The sequence below is a fragment of the Gammaproteobacteria bacterium genome, from assembly GCA_036381015.1.
Taxonomy (GTDB): Bacteria; Pseudomonadota; Gammaproteobacteria; order Steroidobacterales; family Rariloculaceae; genus ZC4RG20.
In genome coordinates this window covers 120,343-135,110 of record DASVDR010000005.1, presented here as the reverse complement: position 1 = coordinate 135,110, position 14,768 = coordinate 120,343, and the positions used below count along the sequence as shown (strand labels likewise).

Below are 14,768 nucleotides of genomic sequence, written 5' to 3'. Positions count from 1 at the left end.
CTCTCGCGAGACGCCGCCGGACTCGAAGAGGATTCCCAAAAGGTTCAGAGCCGGATGGACCGGCTCTGAACGCAAGAAGAGGGGCCTAGCGCCTCAAACCGAGACGGCCGATCAAGCTCTGATAGCGCTCCTGATCGACCTTCTTCAGATAGTCCAGAAGCTGGCGGCGCTGATTCACCATTCGCAGCAATCCGCGGCGCGAGTGATGGTCCTTCTGATGACTATCGAAATGCTGGGAAAGCTGATTGATCCGTGCCGACAGCAGCGCGATCTGGACTTCCGGAGAGCCCGTATCGGACGGGGCTCGTTGGAACTGTGAGATGATCTCGGATTTTTGTTCCGCGTTGAGGGCCATGTTTGGGTCACTCCGGGGCCGCATTGCTTCGCGAACCCCCCTTTTGCTTTACACCTACTCCGTTGAGGGCGGCTATTCTACCCGCACAATCGCCGCCGCTCCAAAAAAAATGTCGCTTTTTCGAGCGGCCGCGGCCCGCTCGGCCGCGTCCTCATGCAAGCCAACGACGAGGGGCGAGCCGTCCCTCCGGCAACACCTCGCCGATGCCGATCATGCCTGCGCCTCGCGCCTGGATACGGACGAGCCCGCGAGGCCAAGCCGGCCCGGCCGGCACGGCCTGCCCTTGTGACAATCGCAGCGCGTCCGCCGCGTCGACCTCGACGCTCGGCCAGTCGGGCAGCGCGGCGTCGAGCGGCAGCAGGAAGGCATCCAGCGCCGAGAGCCCGGAGGCCGCCGCGGCCTCGAGGGCTTCGAGGCCGACCATGTCCGCTTCCCGGAACGGCTCGACCGCGAGGCGGCGCAGAGCTGCGACGTGGCCGAGCGTGCCCGCCTCGCTCGCGAGATCGGCGACCAGGGAGCGAATGTAAGTTCCCTTCGAGCAGGTCACCGTGAAACGGCAACGGGGCCATACGTACTCGTCGAGCGTGGCCGCGAAGATGCGCACGCGGCGCGGCTTGCGCTCGACGACGACGCCTCGCCTTGCGAGCTCGTAGAGACGCCGGCCGTCGTGCTTCAGCGCCGAGTGCATCGGCGGTGTCTGCTCGATCTCGCCGACGAACGCGGCGAGCGCCGTCCGCAGCCGCGCCTCGCTCGGCGCCGGCGCGTCCGAGCGTGCGGTGACTGCGCCGTCCGCGTCGCCGGTGTCGGTGGCGACGCCGAGCTCGGCGGTCACCGAGTACGTCTTGCGCGCGTCGAGGAGGTAGCCCGCGAGCTTCGTCGCCGCACCGAAGCAGATCGGCAGCATCCCGGTCGCGAGCGGGTCGAGGCTGCCCGTGTGCCCCGCCTTGGCCGCCCGAAAGAGACGCTTCGCCTGCTGCAGCGCACGGTTGGAGGTCGATCCGCGGGGCTTGTCGAGCAGCAGGATACCGGTGACGTCGCGGCCCGGCCGTCGTCTGTTTCCCATCGCTGGTGTGCCGAATTTCTCGAGCGTTCGCGAAGCCGCGAGCCTTGTCGTCAATCTTCGGGCTCGCTGTCCGACTGCGGCGGCTCGGGCTCCTCTCGAAGGCTGTCGATGAGACGCGTGAGCTCGGCGCCGCGCCGCGCGCTCACGTCGCGAAAGAAAAGCAGCTCCGGTGTGCGTCGCAGCCGTACGGCCTGACCTATGCGGCTGCGTAAAAAACCGGCGGCTTTCGCGAAGCCCGCCTGTGCTTCCTTGTCGTCCTGGTCCGGATCGAGCGTAGTGTAGTAGACCTTCGCGACGCTCAGGTCTCCGCTCATCTCGACTTCATTGACCGTGACGCCATTGAGCCGCGGATCCTTGACCTCCACCCGCAGGAGCTCGTTCAACAAGCGCTGCACCTCGGCCGCGACCCGCAGCCTTCTGGTTCCCTGCGTCATGCCTGAACGTGCCGGGTCATGTCCGCACCGCAATCACTGGATCGTGCGCGCAACCTCCGTGCGTTCGTAGCACTCGATCTGATCGCCGACCTTCACGTCGTTGTAGTTGCGCACGCCGATGCCGCACTCGGTGCCGGCGCGCACCTCGCTGACGTCGTCCTTGAAGCGGCGCAGCGACTCGAGCTGCCCTTCGAAAATCACGACGTTGTCGCGCAACACTCGAATCGGATTCGAGCGGCGCACGTAGCCGTCGATGACCATGCAGCCGGCGATGTTGCCGAACTTCGGCGAGCGGAACACCTCGCGCACCTCCGCGAGGCCCACGATCTGCTCGCGAATCTCGGGCGAGAGCATGCCGCTGACGGCGGCCTTGATGTCGTCGATCGCCTCGTAGATCACACTGTAGTAGCGAACGTCGACGCCCGTCTCCTTGATCGCGTTGCGCGCGCCCGCGTCCGCGCGAACGTTGAAGCCGATGACGATTGCGTTCGAGGTGGCCGCGAGCTGCACGTCGGATTCGGTAATGCCGCCGACGTTAGCGCCGATCACGGTGACCTTCACGTCGTCGCTCGTGAGCTTCTGGAGCGCGTCCCGCAGCGCTTCGGCGCTGCCGTGGACGTCGGCTTTGATCAGCAGCTGCAGGCTCGCGGTGCCGGTCTCGCGCATCTGCGTGAAGATGTCGTCGAGCTTCGCGGCCTGCTGCTGCGCGAGCTTCACGTCGCGCTCGCGGCCCTGCCGGAACTCGGCGACCTCGCGCGCCTTGCGCTCGTCGGGCACGACGAGCACATCGTCGCCGGCGGAAGGCGTGCCGGAGAGCCCGAGCACGACGACGGGCATCGACGGACCTGCGCTTTTGATCGGCGCGCCCGTCTCGTCGAACATCGCGCGGATGCGTCCGTACTCCTGGCCGGCGAGCAGGATATCGCCTACCTGGAGGCGGCCTCTGTTGATCAGCACGGTGGCCACCGCGCCGCGGCCGCGCTCGAGGCTGCCCTCGATGACGACGCCTGCGGCCGGCCCCGTGTCTACCGCCTTCAAGTCGAGCAGCTCGGCCTGGAGCAGGATCGCGTCGAGCAGCTCCTCGATGCCCTGGCCCGTGTGCGCCGAGACGTTCACGAAGAGCGTGTCGCCGCCCCAAGCGTCGGGAATCACGTTCTGCTGGGCGAGCTCGTTGCGGACGCGGTCCGGATCGGCGTCCTCTCGGTCGATCTTGTTCACGGCCACGACGATCGGCACGTCCGCGGCGCGGGCGTGCTGAATGGCTTCGATGGTCTGCGGCATCACGCCGTCGTCGGCGGCGACGACCAGCACGACGATATCCGTGACCTGCGCGCCGCGCGCCCGCATGGCAGTGAACGCCGCATGACCGGGCGTGTCGAGGAACGTGATCTTGCCCTTCGGCGTTTCCACGTGGTAAGCGCCGACGTGCTGCGTGATGCCGCCCGCCTCGCCGGAAGCCACGCGCGTGCGCCGAATGTAGTCGAGGAGCGAGGTCTTGCCGTGATCGACATGCCCCATCACGGTGACGACCGGAGCACGCGGCACGGCCTCGCCTTCGGCCTGGCCTTCCATCGACTCGAGGAGCTGATCCTCGATCGCGGTCTCCTTCAGCGGCTTCGCCGTGTGGCCGAGCTCCTCGACGACGAGCGTGGCGGTGTCCTGATCGATGACCTGATTGATGGTGACCATCATCCCCATCTTCATCAGCGTCTTGATCACCTCCGTCGACTTCACGGCCATGCGCTGCGCGAGCTCGCTGACCGTGATCGTCGCCGGGATCTCGACGTCGCGAACGACCGGGGCGGTCGGACGCTCGAACCCGTGCTGAGCGTCGACGCTGACCTGCACCGCGCGGCGGCGGTCGGGCCGCTTCTTGCGGCGCCGCCCCGCCATGCCGTCCGCGACGTGCAGCGTGTGATCGGGGCCGGTCCGGCCGCGCTTGCCGGGCGGCGGCGGCTGCTGCTGCGGTTGTTGCCGAGCCCGCTCCTGCTCGCGCTGCTTCGCCTCGCGCTCCTTCTCGGCGGCTTGGCGCTTCTCTTCCTCGGCGCGCCGGCGCGCCTCGTCCTCCTCGGTACGGCGCTTGGTCTGCTGCTCTTCTTCCTCCTGGCGCTTGCGCGCCTCGGATTCGCGCTCCTCGGCCTCGCGCCGGGCCGCCGCCTCGCGCTCGGCGGCCTCGCGCTGCGCGGCCTCCTGCTCTTCCGCCTGTCGGCGCGCCCGCTCTTCCGCCTCGCGGCGCTCCTGCTCCGCGCGCTCCTGCTCGCGGCGGGCTGCCTCCTCGGCCTGGCGTTGAGCGTCGAGCGCCTCCTGCTGCTTGCGCGCCTGCTCCTCGAGCACGTCGCGCTTGATGTACGTGCGCTTGCTGCGCACCTCCACGTTGATCGTTCGCGCGCGCCCTTGCCCGCCGGCGAGGCGCAGCTCGCTCTGGGATTTCCGCTTCAGCGTGATGCGGCGAGGAGCAGCGGCGGCCGGGTCCTTGCGTCCGTGCGAGCGGCGAAGGTGCGTGAGCAGCTCGAGCTTGGCGTCCTCGCTGATCTTGTCCTCGGCGCCCTTTACTTTGATGCCGGCTTCGTCGAGCTGCACGAGCAGCCGCTCGACGGGCACCTTTAGAACTTCTGCAAATTCCGCGACCGTAACTTCCGCCATTACCTCTCCTCGGCCGTATTCGCTTGCTGATCGCCCTCGAACCAGTGCGCCCGCGCCGCCATGATCAGCTTCGCCGCGCGCTCGGCATCGAGATTGTCGATGTCCTCGAGGTCGTCGACGGCCTGCTCGGCGAGATCCTCACGCGTGACGATGCCGCGGCTCGCGAGCACGTAGGCGAGCTCCCGGTCCATGCCTTCGAGCTCGAGCAGATCCTCCGCCGGCTCCGCCTGATCGATGACCTCCTCGCTGACGATCGCCTGCGTGATCAGCACGTCGCGCGCACGGGCGCGAAGCTCGTTGACGATGCTTTCGTTGAATTCCTCGATGGCCAACAGCTCCGCCGCCGGCACGTACGCTATCTCCTCGAGCGACGAGAAGCCTTCCTGCGCGAGAATCGTCGCGACGTCCTCGTCGACGTCGAGCTCGCGCATGAACCGCGCGACGACCTCGCGCGCCTCCTTCTCGCTCTTCTCCTCCGCCGCCGACTCGGTCATCACGTTGAGCTCCCAGCCGGTGAGCTCGCTCGCGAGGCGAATGTTCTGGCCGCCCCGGCCGATCGCCTGCGACAGCTTGTCCTCGGCGACGGCGATGTCCATGCTGTGCGAGTCCTCGTCGACGACGATCGAGAGCACGTCCGCCGGCGACATCGCATTGATCACGAACTGCGCCGGGTTCTCGTCGTAAAGAATGATGTCGACGCGCTCGCCGGCGAGCTCGTTCGAGACGGCTTGCACACGCGAGCCGCGCATGCCGACGCATGCGCCCACCGGATCGATCCGCGGATCGTTGCTTCGCACCGCGATCTTCGCGCGCAGGCCCGGGTCACGGGCGGCACCGAGAATCTCGATCAACCCTTGGCCGACCTCCGGCACCTCGATCTTGAAGAGCTCGATCAGGAACTGCGGCGACGTGCGCGTGAGGAACAGCTGCGGACCGCGCGGCTCGGCGCGGACCTCGCGCAGCAGGCTCTTGATGCGATCCTGCGGCTTGATCGGCTCGCGCGGAATCAAGTCCTCCCGCGGGATGAAGCCCTCCGCGTTGCCGCCGAGATCGATGTAGGCGCCGTGCCGGTCGACGCGCTTCGCGATGCCGCTGACGAGCTCGCCGACGCGGTCCTTGTACTCCTCGACGACCTGCTCGCGCTCGGCTTCGCGCACCTTCTGCACGATGACCTGCTTCGCGGTCTGAGCCGCGATGCGCCCGAACTCCACCGACTCCATCGGCTGCTCGACGTAGCCGCCGGGCACGGCGTTCGGATCGATCTCGAGAGCGTCCTCGAGCCTGAGCTCGCGCGCGGGCTCCTCGAGCTCGGCCGAGTCGTCGGCAAAGACTTTCCAGCGGCGAAACGTCTCGTACTCGCCGGTGTTGCGGTCGATCGACACGCGGACGTCGATATCTTCGCCGTAGCGCTTGCGGGTGGCGGATGCGAGCGCCGCTTCGATCGCCTCGAAGATCACGTTCTTGTCGACGCCTTTCTCGTTCGAGACGGCGTCGGCCACCATCAGGATTTCCTTGTTCATCTGCGTCGCCACCCCGTTATCCCGCCCTCGTCGGCACGAGTCGGGCTTCGGCGATCTCGGTCGCATCGAGTCGCCACGTCTCGCCGTCGACGTCGACGACGATTGCACCTTCCTCCACCTTCGTCAGGCGCCCGCGGAGGCGCTTGCGGCCGCCCCGTGCGCGATTAAGCTCCACTTTCACCTCGTGACCCACGAAACGCTCGAAATGCTGCGGAGTGCGCAATCGCCGGTCCGCGCCCGGCGACGACACCTCGAGGTCGTAGCTGCCGGGCACCGGGTCCTCGACATCGAGCAGCGCTCCGATCTGCCCGCTGACGAGCTCGCAGTCCCCGAGCGTGACGCCGCCGTCGTCGCCGGCCGGCCGATCAATGTAGACTCGCAGCAGGCTGCGCCGGCCGAGCCGCAGATCGAGATCCACGAGCTCATACCCGAGCGCCTCGACCGCAGGCTCCAGCAGGTCGATCAAACGCTGCTTGTCCGGGATGCTCCGCACACGCTCTCAACAAAAATCGGACCGACAAAAAATGGGCCGCTCGGCCCATTCTTGTAATTGCCGCCTCCTCGCCGCGGCCGACGGCCGCGCCAAATAAAAAGCCCCGTGAGGGGCCCTTACACCTAACCTATCGGGTCAGTATCCGGGCCTAACGGCTGAATCCCCCATGGGATTCGGCAGGCTCCTCAGAACGGATACTCCGCAAAAACCGGCCGTATCCTAGCAAAAAGACAGGGTTCGCGGTAGCCGCATCGCGGCTCCGCGCCCATCTCGCGCGCCGAAAGGCTCGTTCGAGGCCGCCCCGGGCGAGTCCCGCCCGGTTTTCGGCCTCGCCCCCGCCGGCCGCCGGACCGCGCTAATGCCAGTGGCCGTGCTCCTCCGACCAGATCCGGCGGGGTCCAGTCGGCGCGGAGTCGAGCTCGTCGAGCGAGCCGACCATCACGACGGCCCCGGTCAGCAGCATCAGCGCGACGGCGGCCAGCACGGCCCAGCCGCCGAACGATACGCGGTGCGGCGTGCGGAGCGCGCAGCAGCGCTTGTACTTCCTGCCGCTTCCACACGGGCAGGGATCGTTGCGACCCACCGACATGCCGGCCTCCTGTCTTTCAATCGCGGAGCCCCAGCAACGAGAACGGATCGACGCGGGCATCGAGCACGCGCACGCCCCAGTGTAGGTGCGGGCCCGTGACGCGACCAGTGGCGCCGGAGAGGCCGATGACCTGGCCGCGCTCGACCATCATGCCGGGCTCGACTTGAATCTTCGAGAGGTGCAGGTAGACGGAATAGACCCCGAGCCCATGATCGATGAACACGGCGTTGCCGCTGAAGAAGAGATTCTTCGCGAGCACGACACGCCCGCGGTTGGCCGCATGGATCGGCGTACCCATGGCGGCGCGCAGGTCCGCGCCCGAGTGCGGCGCTCTGGGCTGACCGTTGAAGACGCGCCGATGGCCGAAGTTGCGGCCGCCTTCGATGCCGGGGATCGGCACGGTGAACGGCTCGTTCCAGTACGCCTCGGGTGTCAAGGTCGCGTAGATCTCCGCGATCTCGCGGCTCTCGCGGTTCGCGCGCGCCTGGTCCTCGGGGCTGAGCTCCACGTAGCGCGGCTCGACGGTCAGCTCGGTCGTCGGAAATTTGACGCTTTCGACGACGATCGACTCGGTTCGCCGCTCGATGCGGCCGTCCGCGAAGGCGAGCTCGATCTTGGCCGCGTGCTCGCCGGGCGCCGCGTCGAGATCCACGCCGAGCACCGTGATCCACTCGTCTCCCCGCCGGACGAATGGCACACGCCGCTCATCCCACGTGGCATGCACGGCTTCGAGGCCGGGCTCATGCGGCTGCTCGAGCCGCACGGCTTGCCCCTGGGCGGCGGCGAGAGCGGCAAAGGCCAAAGACCACATCGCCTAGGACCTTCTACGAGGAGTGCGCATCTCAGTCGTGCCGGAAAGCCTGGTAATGCGCCTCGAGCACCCGCGCGCCGAAATCCTCGGCCTTGCTTCGCCACACGGTGTGGACGTGATTGCCGCCGTTCTGCGCGTTGTCGAACTCGAACACGAAATCGGGCCCTTGGAGCCGATAGTAATGCGGGGCACGCCGCTCGGTGCTCCCCATCCATGCGAAGTGAAGCTCGGTGACGTCGATCGCCTCGAGGTACCCGTCGGCGATCTCGGGCCGATACGTCGAGACGACCTCGTTCAGGATTCGTCGCACCCAGTGCTGCTGGACCTCGTTCAACTCCGCCACCGAGATGCCGACGGGCTGCAGCGACGCGCGCCACGCGTCCCACTCGTCGCGCGCCTTGCCGAGATTGCCGCTCAAGATATCGCCGGGCGCCTCGTCGGAGAGCACGGCGCGCTCGCGCTGCGCCGGCGTGAACGACGTGACCAGCTGCCGGCCCAAATCCTCCTCCGCCGAGAGCACCCGAAAGCCGGCGAGCGGGCCCGTGCGAATCTCGCCGGGGTTCGCCCCGAGGAACGACGGCGTGACGGCGAGGCCGTCGCGCCCGACGGTGACGTTCACCGAGACGTGGTGCCCCTCGAAGCGCCAGCCCCACGGTGCCCCGGTCGACGGCTCGCCGAAGAACGCGAGCGCGTAGTGCCCGACGCCGCGCGGAAATCCTGCTTAATCTTCAGCTTGAAGAATATTTTCTAACTGCATGATCTGGACCACTTTAGAGTGGCCCTTCGAGCTCAGCGCAGCGAGGAGCAGATCATGCACGAGCATTCGTTGCTCGGCGGTCATCAGCGCGAGCGGCAGCCCGGCGCGCTGTGCGGGCCAGTACACCCACTGCTCGCGGTTCGGGTCGTCGAACGGCAGCAGCAGGCTCCCGCGGCGATCGTAGCCGGCCATGCGTTCGATGGGACCCGGTCCGTCCTCCATCGTCGCGAGCAGCGCCCGAGCGGTGCCGACCATCGATTCGACGAGCGCCGCCGAGCTCGGGGGCGCGGGCTGCGCCGCCGCCGCGGAGGCGAGCGCCGCACCGCAGACGACTACGAACCAACGAGCCCTCATCGCAACCCTCCCCTTCTCGTTCTCGGCCGGTGCCGCGGGCGTATCGAGACGGCGGCCGGCGCCGCCGACGATCATCGTGCGGCCGGCGCGGACGGTCAAGTTGCGCGCCGGCGCGCGACGATGAAGAGCTTCCGCCCGAGCAGGAGCGGCAGCGAGTTCTGCTCGCGGACCGAAGGCGAACGGCGGGCCGCACGGCGACTCGCGAGCCGGATCAACGGAATCAGGAAAAAGAGCGCCTGCGAGGATCTCTGGCGCTTGTCGATTTCGACGGCGACGATGTCGAAGTTCGATTGCGCGAGCCGCCAGCGATATCGGTCGAGCGAGAACGGCGAGATATGCTGCGCCACCGGGTCGAGCACCGCGGGATCGAGAGACGGGAAGCTGTACGGGTAGCCGGTCAGCAGGAACGAAAGCCTCGACTTCAGCGACACGATGTTCGGCGTGGTCACGAGGAGCAGCCCGCCGGGCCGAAGCACGCGGTGCGCTTCGGCGAAGAGGGTCTCGTGGCCTTCGATATGCTCCACGAGCTCGACGGCGACCGCGGCATCGAAGGTCGCGTCGTCGTACGGCAGGCGACCCCGAGCGTCGACGCCGCGGCATTCGATGCCGTCCGCGAGAAACGCCTCCGGGTAGAGATCACAGGCGGCGACTCGGTAGCCCGCCGCCGAGAGCCGGCCCGATAGCGCGCCGGCGCCGGCGCCGATGTCGAGCACGGACGTCGCGGCCGGTTCGCCGCAGTGGGAGGCAAGCAGCTGCAGCACGCGCTCGTGCGTTCCGCGCGCCGCCATCTCGACCGGCGCGTGGTCGGCTCCGGCGAGGCGGCGGGCCTCGTGCCAGGCGGAAAGCGGAGCGCCGGTCACGGCTTGCTCTCGGTGCCGCTCAAACCGCGTCGATCAGCTCGCGCATTCGGCGGCGCGTCTCGGCATCCGCCGGCTCGCCGAACGAGGCGCGCGCGTTCTCCGCCATGTGCTCGGGATTCGTGGTCTCGGTGAGCACGCACGTGACGTCGGAGTTGCCGAGAATGTATTTCAAAGAGAACTGCGCCCAGCTTTCGCAGCCGGCTTCGACGGCCCACGGCGGCAACGCGCGGCCTTCGAGCGCTTCGAAATATCTGCCGTTCATGAACGGCCGGTTGACCACCGCCGCGATGCCGCGGTCGCGCAGCACGGGCAGCACGCGCTCCTCGGCCAGTCTCTCCGTGATCGAGTAATTGACCTGCGCGAAGTCCGGCGTCTCGCGCTCGAGAAAGCGGAGCAGCCGATCGTAGAGCTCGTATCGAGAGACGGTGACGCCGATGTAACGTGCCTCCCCCTCGGCCTTGAGTGCCTTCAACGTAGGCCAATGTGTTTCGAGATCCGTCAAGTTGAAGATCTGTACCAGATCGAAACGATTGCGGCCGTAGAGGCGCTGCGTTTCGCGAAACTGCTCGATCCCGGCTTCCCTGCCCGGCCTGTCGATCTTCGTCGTGACGAACAAGCGGCCCGCGAGATCGGGCGCGTTGATCACGCGGCCGAAGCCGGCATCGTTGTCGGCGTCACGCGGCCAGGTGTCGACGACCTTCCCGCCTTGGTCCAAGAGCGCGTGCAGGACGGCGGCGACAGGCGCTTCGCCCTTCACGGCGATTTGCTCCACGACCTTGCTCGAGCCGAGGCCGATCACCGGCAGACTCTCACCAGTGGAAGGGATCGGGCGCGTCGGCATTCGCGGTTGCGCGACGGTTCCGGCAGGCGCGAGCACGGCCGCTCCCAGTGCGCCGGCGGCGCCGAGAAATTCGCGTCGGTCCACGCTGAATCACTCCGTCATGACGGCTCCCGCTCGAATTCTACCGAAAACGAAGCCGCTGATTCGTCTCGTTACCGATACGGAAGCGAAGCCGGCATCGCGTCGTTCGCACTGCGGGATCTCGTATTGCGCGCCTCGTTCGAGGGGGCTAGCATTAGGTCGTTCAAGGCATCGGGGCAAATCGACGTGGGCCAAACGAATCCTCCGTTCATGAGCGGCGTTCCGGAGCTCTTGGTGTTGCGCTTGCTGGTAAGGCGAGAGATGTACGGTTATGAGCTCGTCAAGTCCATCCGCGCGGCCACCGGCTACGCGATCTCGCTCGGCGAGGGCGTCGTCTACCCGGCGCTTTACAGCCTCGAGGAGCGCGGCGCTTTGAAGGCTCGGCGCAAGGTGGTCAACGGCCGTTCCCGCGTCTACTACGCGCTCACGGCGCGAGGCCGCAAACGCCTCGAGCATCTAACGGAGGAATGGGAGCGCGTCTCGGGAGGCATCGAGGCGGCGCTCGGCGAGCCCGGCCGAGCGTAGCGGCCGTAGCGGCGGGCCGTCCGGCACGAAGCGTCCGACTTAAGAATCCCATAGCATCCCGGCGAGGCGGGCGCCTCGCCGCAACGCTGTTTCGGGGAGATTCCGGGGAGGATCGGAAACAGCGTTTTGGGGAGTTTTCACGAGCCGTGCGGCGAGGCGCCCCGGTGGCCGAAGCACCTTTCATGCCAAGCGCACGTGCGCCTCGAAAGCGGCCCCGGGTGCGGTGCGGCCTGGCCCGACAATCCTGACGCGTGCGCCGTGGCGCCATGGAATAGCGCATTCCGCCAAGAATTGCGGCCGGGAACCTGCCACGCCCGCGCCGCCCGCACCACCCGGTCGAGCTGCGAGCAGCGCCGCGACAGCGGCGATTCGGGCGCCCGCGTCGAGCGGCCAAAGGTGCCGCGTAGCCCCGTGCCGAACGGTAGAAAGCGCAGCCCACCGAGGAAGCGGCAGGTCCGACCGGCACGGTGCCCGCGCCTAGGGCAACGCGAAGACGAAGACCGCGGGTCGGCTGTCGTCCGGCGGCAGCTCCGGCGTCAACCGCCGCGACGTCATCGCCGCGAGCGAGGGCCCCGTCGTGACCGCCACGTATTGCTTGCCGTCGACGGCAAAGGTGATCGGATATCCGCTGACGGGCCCGCCGACGCTCGTCTCCCACAGCACTTCACCGGTCTCGTCGTCGAACGCGCGGAACCCGCCCGCGACGTCGCCGCCGAAGACGAGTCCGCCGCCCGTCGCGACCAGCGACATCACGCCGGTGCGCTGCTCGTGCTTCCATAGCGTCGCGCCGGTTTCGGCCGAGATCGCCCAGACGGAACCGACCTGATCCGTGCCCGGCGCGATGATTTGCTCGCTGCGGAAGCCGTAGACCAACGACGGATCGCGCTGGTCCGTGCGGGTCGTGGCCCTCATGCACAAGTTCTGGAGCGGGTAATACATCGCGCCGGTACGGGGACTATAGGCGCCCGCAGGCCAGTTCTTGCCGCCGTTGGTCCCTGGGCAGACGGTCAGTGTCTGGTCGACCGCGGTGAAGAGCATGTCCGGGTTCACGGTCGCCCGGCCGGTCGCGCCGTCGATCCGCTCGACGACGTTCTGCAGGACCGTCGGCCTCGCCCACAGGAACTCGCCGGTCTCGCGGTCGAGGGTGTAGACGATGCCGGTCTTGCCCGGAATGCCGGTGATGACCTTGCGGCGCTCGCCCGGCTCGAGCGCGGGATTGATCCACGGCACCTCGGACGGGTCGGGTGCGACGGCCGTATCGACGAGCAGCCGCTCGAACGGATGGTCGAGATCCCAGTGATCGATCAGATGCTGGTAGTACCAGACGATCTCGCCGGTATCCGGATCGAGCGCGAGCGTCGAGTTGTGATAGAGGTGCTGCTTGTCGTTGCCGCCGAGGATGAATTTCGGCGCCGGGATCGTCACGGACGTCCCGATGTAGATCAGCTCGAGCTCCGGATCGTAGCTCGGCACCATCCACGTGCCGACGTGCCAGCGCTGCTCGAGCGGGACGTCGCCCCAGGTCTCGTCGCCGGGCTCGCCGGGCCGCGGGATCGTGTGCGTGCGCCACAGCTCCTTGCCGGTGCGCGCGTCGTGCGCGGTGATCACGCAGCCCTCGTAACCCGCGTCCGGCTGGCATTGCCGGCCGGTGATCACCTTGCCGTCGGCGATGATCGGCCCCGAGGTCGCTCGCGCCCGCACGGTCTTCTCGTGAACCGGCGTCTCCCACATCAGCTTGCCGGTCTCGACGTCGAGCGCGTAAATGCGGTTGTCGGAGCTCGCGTCGATGATCGTGTCGCCCCAGATCGCAACGTTACGGTTGGTACCGCCCCGGAAGCCTTCCGGGAACTCGCGGCGGTACTCCCAGAGCACCTCGCCGGTGCGCGCATCGAACGCCTGGATGTAGTCGCTGCTGTTCGGGACGATCATCACGCCGTCGTAGACGAGCGGCGTGGCTTCTTGGTTGCCGGGCCCCATCGGCTGCGTCCAAGCGAGCTCGAGGCGGTCCACGTTCTGCTTGTCGATCTCGTCGAGCGGGCTGTAGCCCCAGCTGTCGAGCGTGCGCCGCCACATCAGCCAGTCGGCCGGGTCCGGGTCTTGCAGCATCTCGTCCGTGACGGGCGGAAGCTCGTGCCCCACGTCGGCGAAACCGGAAGTCCAGCAAGCCAGCAACCCGACGCTCCACCAGCCACGCTTCATCATCCTTCCCCCCAACCCCGAAAAAAGGTGTCAGACACGATTTCAGCGTTCCGCGCCGCCGCCGAGAGTGTCGTAGCGCGTGCCGTCCTCGAGAATGATCGTCTTCAGGAAAAACGCCTCGGGATCGTCCTTCCGCGGCGAGCCGATCGCCTTGATCTTCGCGCCGGGCTTGATCGAGGCCGGGTCGACGCCCATGCGCACGAGCATGTTCGCCGGCGCGCCTTCGACGAAGTTCACGATGCGCCGCTCACCGTTCTGCTCCGTCGCGAGCGTCATCGACATGTGCGGGTTGCGGAGCTTCAGCGTCTCGACGACGCCCTCGAACACGACGTCCTTCTCCATGTCGTAGACCGCGAACGAGTGATGTGCGGCGACCATGGCCGGAGCGGCCAGAAGCAGCGCCGAGATGCACAGCGTCAAACGTCTGCTCATCGGATCAATCCTCCGCCGAGGCGGGCAGCGCGTCGACGTCGGGAAGCGTCAGCCCGCGCTCCTGAAGGTACTCGTCCCACAGCACATCGGTGCACGTGTACTCGAGCATCTGCAGGTCCGGGCGCAGCACGGCTTCCGCGCGGATTCGCACCGGCTCGGTATACATCTTCGGATCGGTGAGCACGATGTCGTCGACGAGGTACTTGCGCCGCTCGCCGTCGGCCTCGCGCTCGACCATCGTGAGCCGCTCCACGACGTGCGCGTCCGACGTCGTTGCGAGGCGCGTCATGTACGGATAGGGCTTCAGGTTCGTCGTGTCGACGACCAGCGTGTCGTCTTCCCAATGCGCGACCGAGTACCCCATCGCAGAAGGCAACGGCGGGACCGGCGGCGCATGCCCTTCCATGTAGATCTTGCGGTACATCCCGTACCCTTCCCAATACATGGTCACGTCCTGTGGTCTGTGAATGATCTCGATCGGGAACGGAGCACCCCACGGCGCGCGCGGCATGCCGGGCCAGATGCAGTAGCGGCCGGGATCGTCGTCGACCGTGAACGCAGCCTCGTACTGCGCCTTCAGTTGCAGCGCGGCCTCGGTGAACGGGAGCGGGTCCGGAACGTCCCTTCCGAAGGAAGGAAACCAGATCCCCGAGAAATCGGGATGCGCCGGGGGGGATTGAGCGGCGGCGATCGACGCGGCGAGCCAGGAAGCGGCAGCAGCCCCGGCCAGCAGGGCTCCTCGCCCCGTCGGGCGAAAACTCGGCATTCGATACCCCCCTTCGAGCTTCTTCTGCGGACGTGCGCGATTATG

14 protein-coding genes and 1 pseudogene are annotated in these 14,768 nt (G+C 67.5%); 1 reads left to right on the top strand and 14 read right to left on the bottom strand.

Annotated features, from left to right (window positions below; translation table 11 throughout):
* Positions 1-85 precede the first annotated feature (85 nt).
* The 11 genes and pseudogenes from rpsO to VF329_01365 form a co-directional block, all read right to left on the bottom strand.
* Positions 86-355, bottom strand: a complete 270-nt coding sequence (gene rpsO, locus VF329_01415; GenBank protein ID HEX7079656.1) for a 30S ribosomal protein S15 — start codon at positions 353-355, stop codon at positions 86-88.
* 151 nt (positions 356-506) lie between these two features.
* A complete protein-coding gene (truB, locus tag VF329_01410; protein ID HEX7079655.1) occupies positions 507-1,418 on the bottom strand; it encodes a tRNA pseudouridine(55) synthase TruB in 912 nt (303 codons plus the stop codon).
* Positions 1,419-1,468: 50 nt separating this feature from the next.
* Complete coding sequence (gene rbfA / locus VF329_01405) at positions 1,469-1,852, bottom strand: 30S ribosome-binding factor RbfA (GenBank protein HEX7079654.1); 384 nt, start codon at positions 1,850-1,852, stop codon at positions 1,469-1,471.
* Positions 1,853-1,885: 33 nt separating this feature from the next.
* The gene (gene infB, locus VF329_01400; protein HEX7079653.1) at positions 1,886-4,495 is read right to left on the bottom strand and encodes a translation initiation factor IF-2; all 2,610 of its coding nucleotides are present in this window, start codon (positions 4,493-4,495) and stop codon (positions 1,886-1,888) included.
* Positions 4,495-6,015 carry a transcription termination factor NusA gene (gene nusA / locus VF329_01395; GenBank protein ID HEX7079652.1) on the bottom strand — a complete coding sequence of 507 codons (1,521 nt, stop codon included), beginning with the start codon at positions 6,013-6,015 and terminating at the stop codon, positions 4,495-4,497. The genes infB and nusA overlap by 1 nt, the downstream gene beginning before the upstream one ends.
* 16 nt (positions 6,016-6,031) lie before the next feature.
* The gene (locus VF329_01390; GenBank protein ID HEX7079651.1) at positions 6,032-6,481 is read right to left on the bottom strand and encodes a ribosome maturation factor RimP; all 450 of its coding nucleotides are present in this window, start codon (positions 6,479-6,481) and stop codon (positions 6,032-6,034) included.
* Positions 6,482-6,863: 382 nt separating this feature from the next.
* The gene (locus tag VF329_01385; GenBank protein ID HEX7079650.1) at positions 6,864-7,097 is read right to left on the bottom strand and encodes an SEC-C metal-binding domain-containing protein; all 234 of its coding nucleotides are present in this window, start codon (positions 7,095-7,097) and stop codon (positions 6,864-6,866) included.
* A gap of 16 nt (positions 7,098-7,113) precedes the next feature.
* A complete protein-coding gene (locus tag VF329_01380; GenBank protein ID HEX7079649.1) occupies positions 7,114-7,908 on the bottom strand; it encodes a M23 family metallopeptidase in 795 nt (264 codons plus the stop codon).
* A gap of 31 nt (positions 7,909-7,939) precedes the next feature.
* Positions 7,940-8,857: pseudogene (locus tag VF329_01375) on the bottom strand (DUF3500 domain-containing protein).
* A 257-nt stretch (positions 8,858-9,114) separates the two neighbouring features.
* Positions 9,115-9,879, bottom strand: coding sequence for a class I SAM-dependent methyltransferase (locus VF329_01370; GenBank protein HEX7079648.1), 765 nt, complete (start codon positions 9,877-9,879; stop codon positions 9,115-9,117).
* A gap of 19 nt (positions 9,880-9,898) precedes the next feature.
* On the bottom strand, positions 9,899-10,804 hold the full coding sequence (locus tag VF329_01365) for an aldo/keto reductase (protein HEX7079647.1): 906 nt from the start codon (positions 10,802-10,804) through the stop codon (positions 9,899-9,901).
* A gap of 207 nt (positions 10,805-11,011) precedes the next feature.
* Here VF329_01365 and VF329_01360 point away from each other — a divergent pair, with 207 nt between their 5' ends.
* Entirely contained in the window at positions 11,012-11,326 is a 315-nt protein-coding gene (locus tag VF329_01360) for a helix-turn-helix transcriptional regulator (GenBank protein ID HEX7079646.1), read from the top strand.
* A gap of 477 nt (positions 11,327-11,803) precedes the next feature.
* On the opposite strand, the gene VF329_01355 is transcribed toward VF329_01360, so the two are convergent.
* The 3 genes from VF329_01355 to VF329_01345 are packed head-to-tail and all read right to left on the bottom strand — an operon-like array spanning position 11,804 to position 14,723.
* Entirely contained in the window at positions 11,804-13,528 is a 1,725-nt protein-coding gene (locus VF329_01355) for a PQQ-binding-like beta-propeller repeat protein (protein ID HEX7079645.1), read from the bottom strand.
* Positions 13,529-13,567: 39 nt separating this feature from the next.
* Positions 13,568-13,957, bottom strand: a complete 390-nt coding sequence (locus VF329_01350; protein HEX7079644.1) for a DUF6152 family protein — start codon at positions 13,955-13,957, stop codon at positions 13,568-13,570.
* 4 nt (positions 13,958-13,961) lie between these two features.
* The gene (locus tag VF329_01345) at positions 13,962-14,723 is read right to left on the bottom strand and encodes a hypothetical protein (protein ID HEX7079643.1); all 762 of its coding nucleotides are present in this window, start codon (positions 14,721-14,723) and stop codon (positions 13,962-13,964) included.
* Positions 14,724-14,768: the final 45 nt, after the last annotated feature.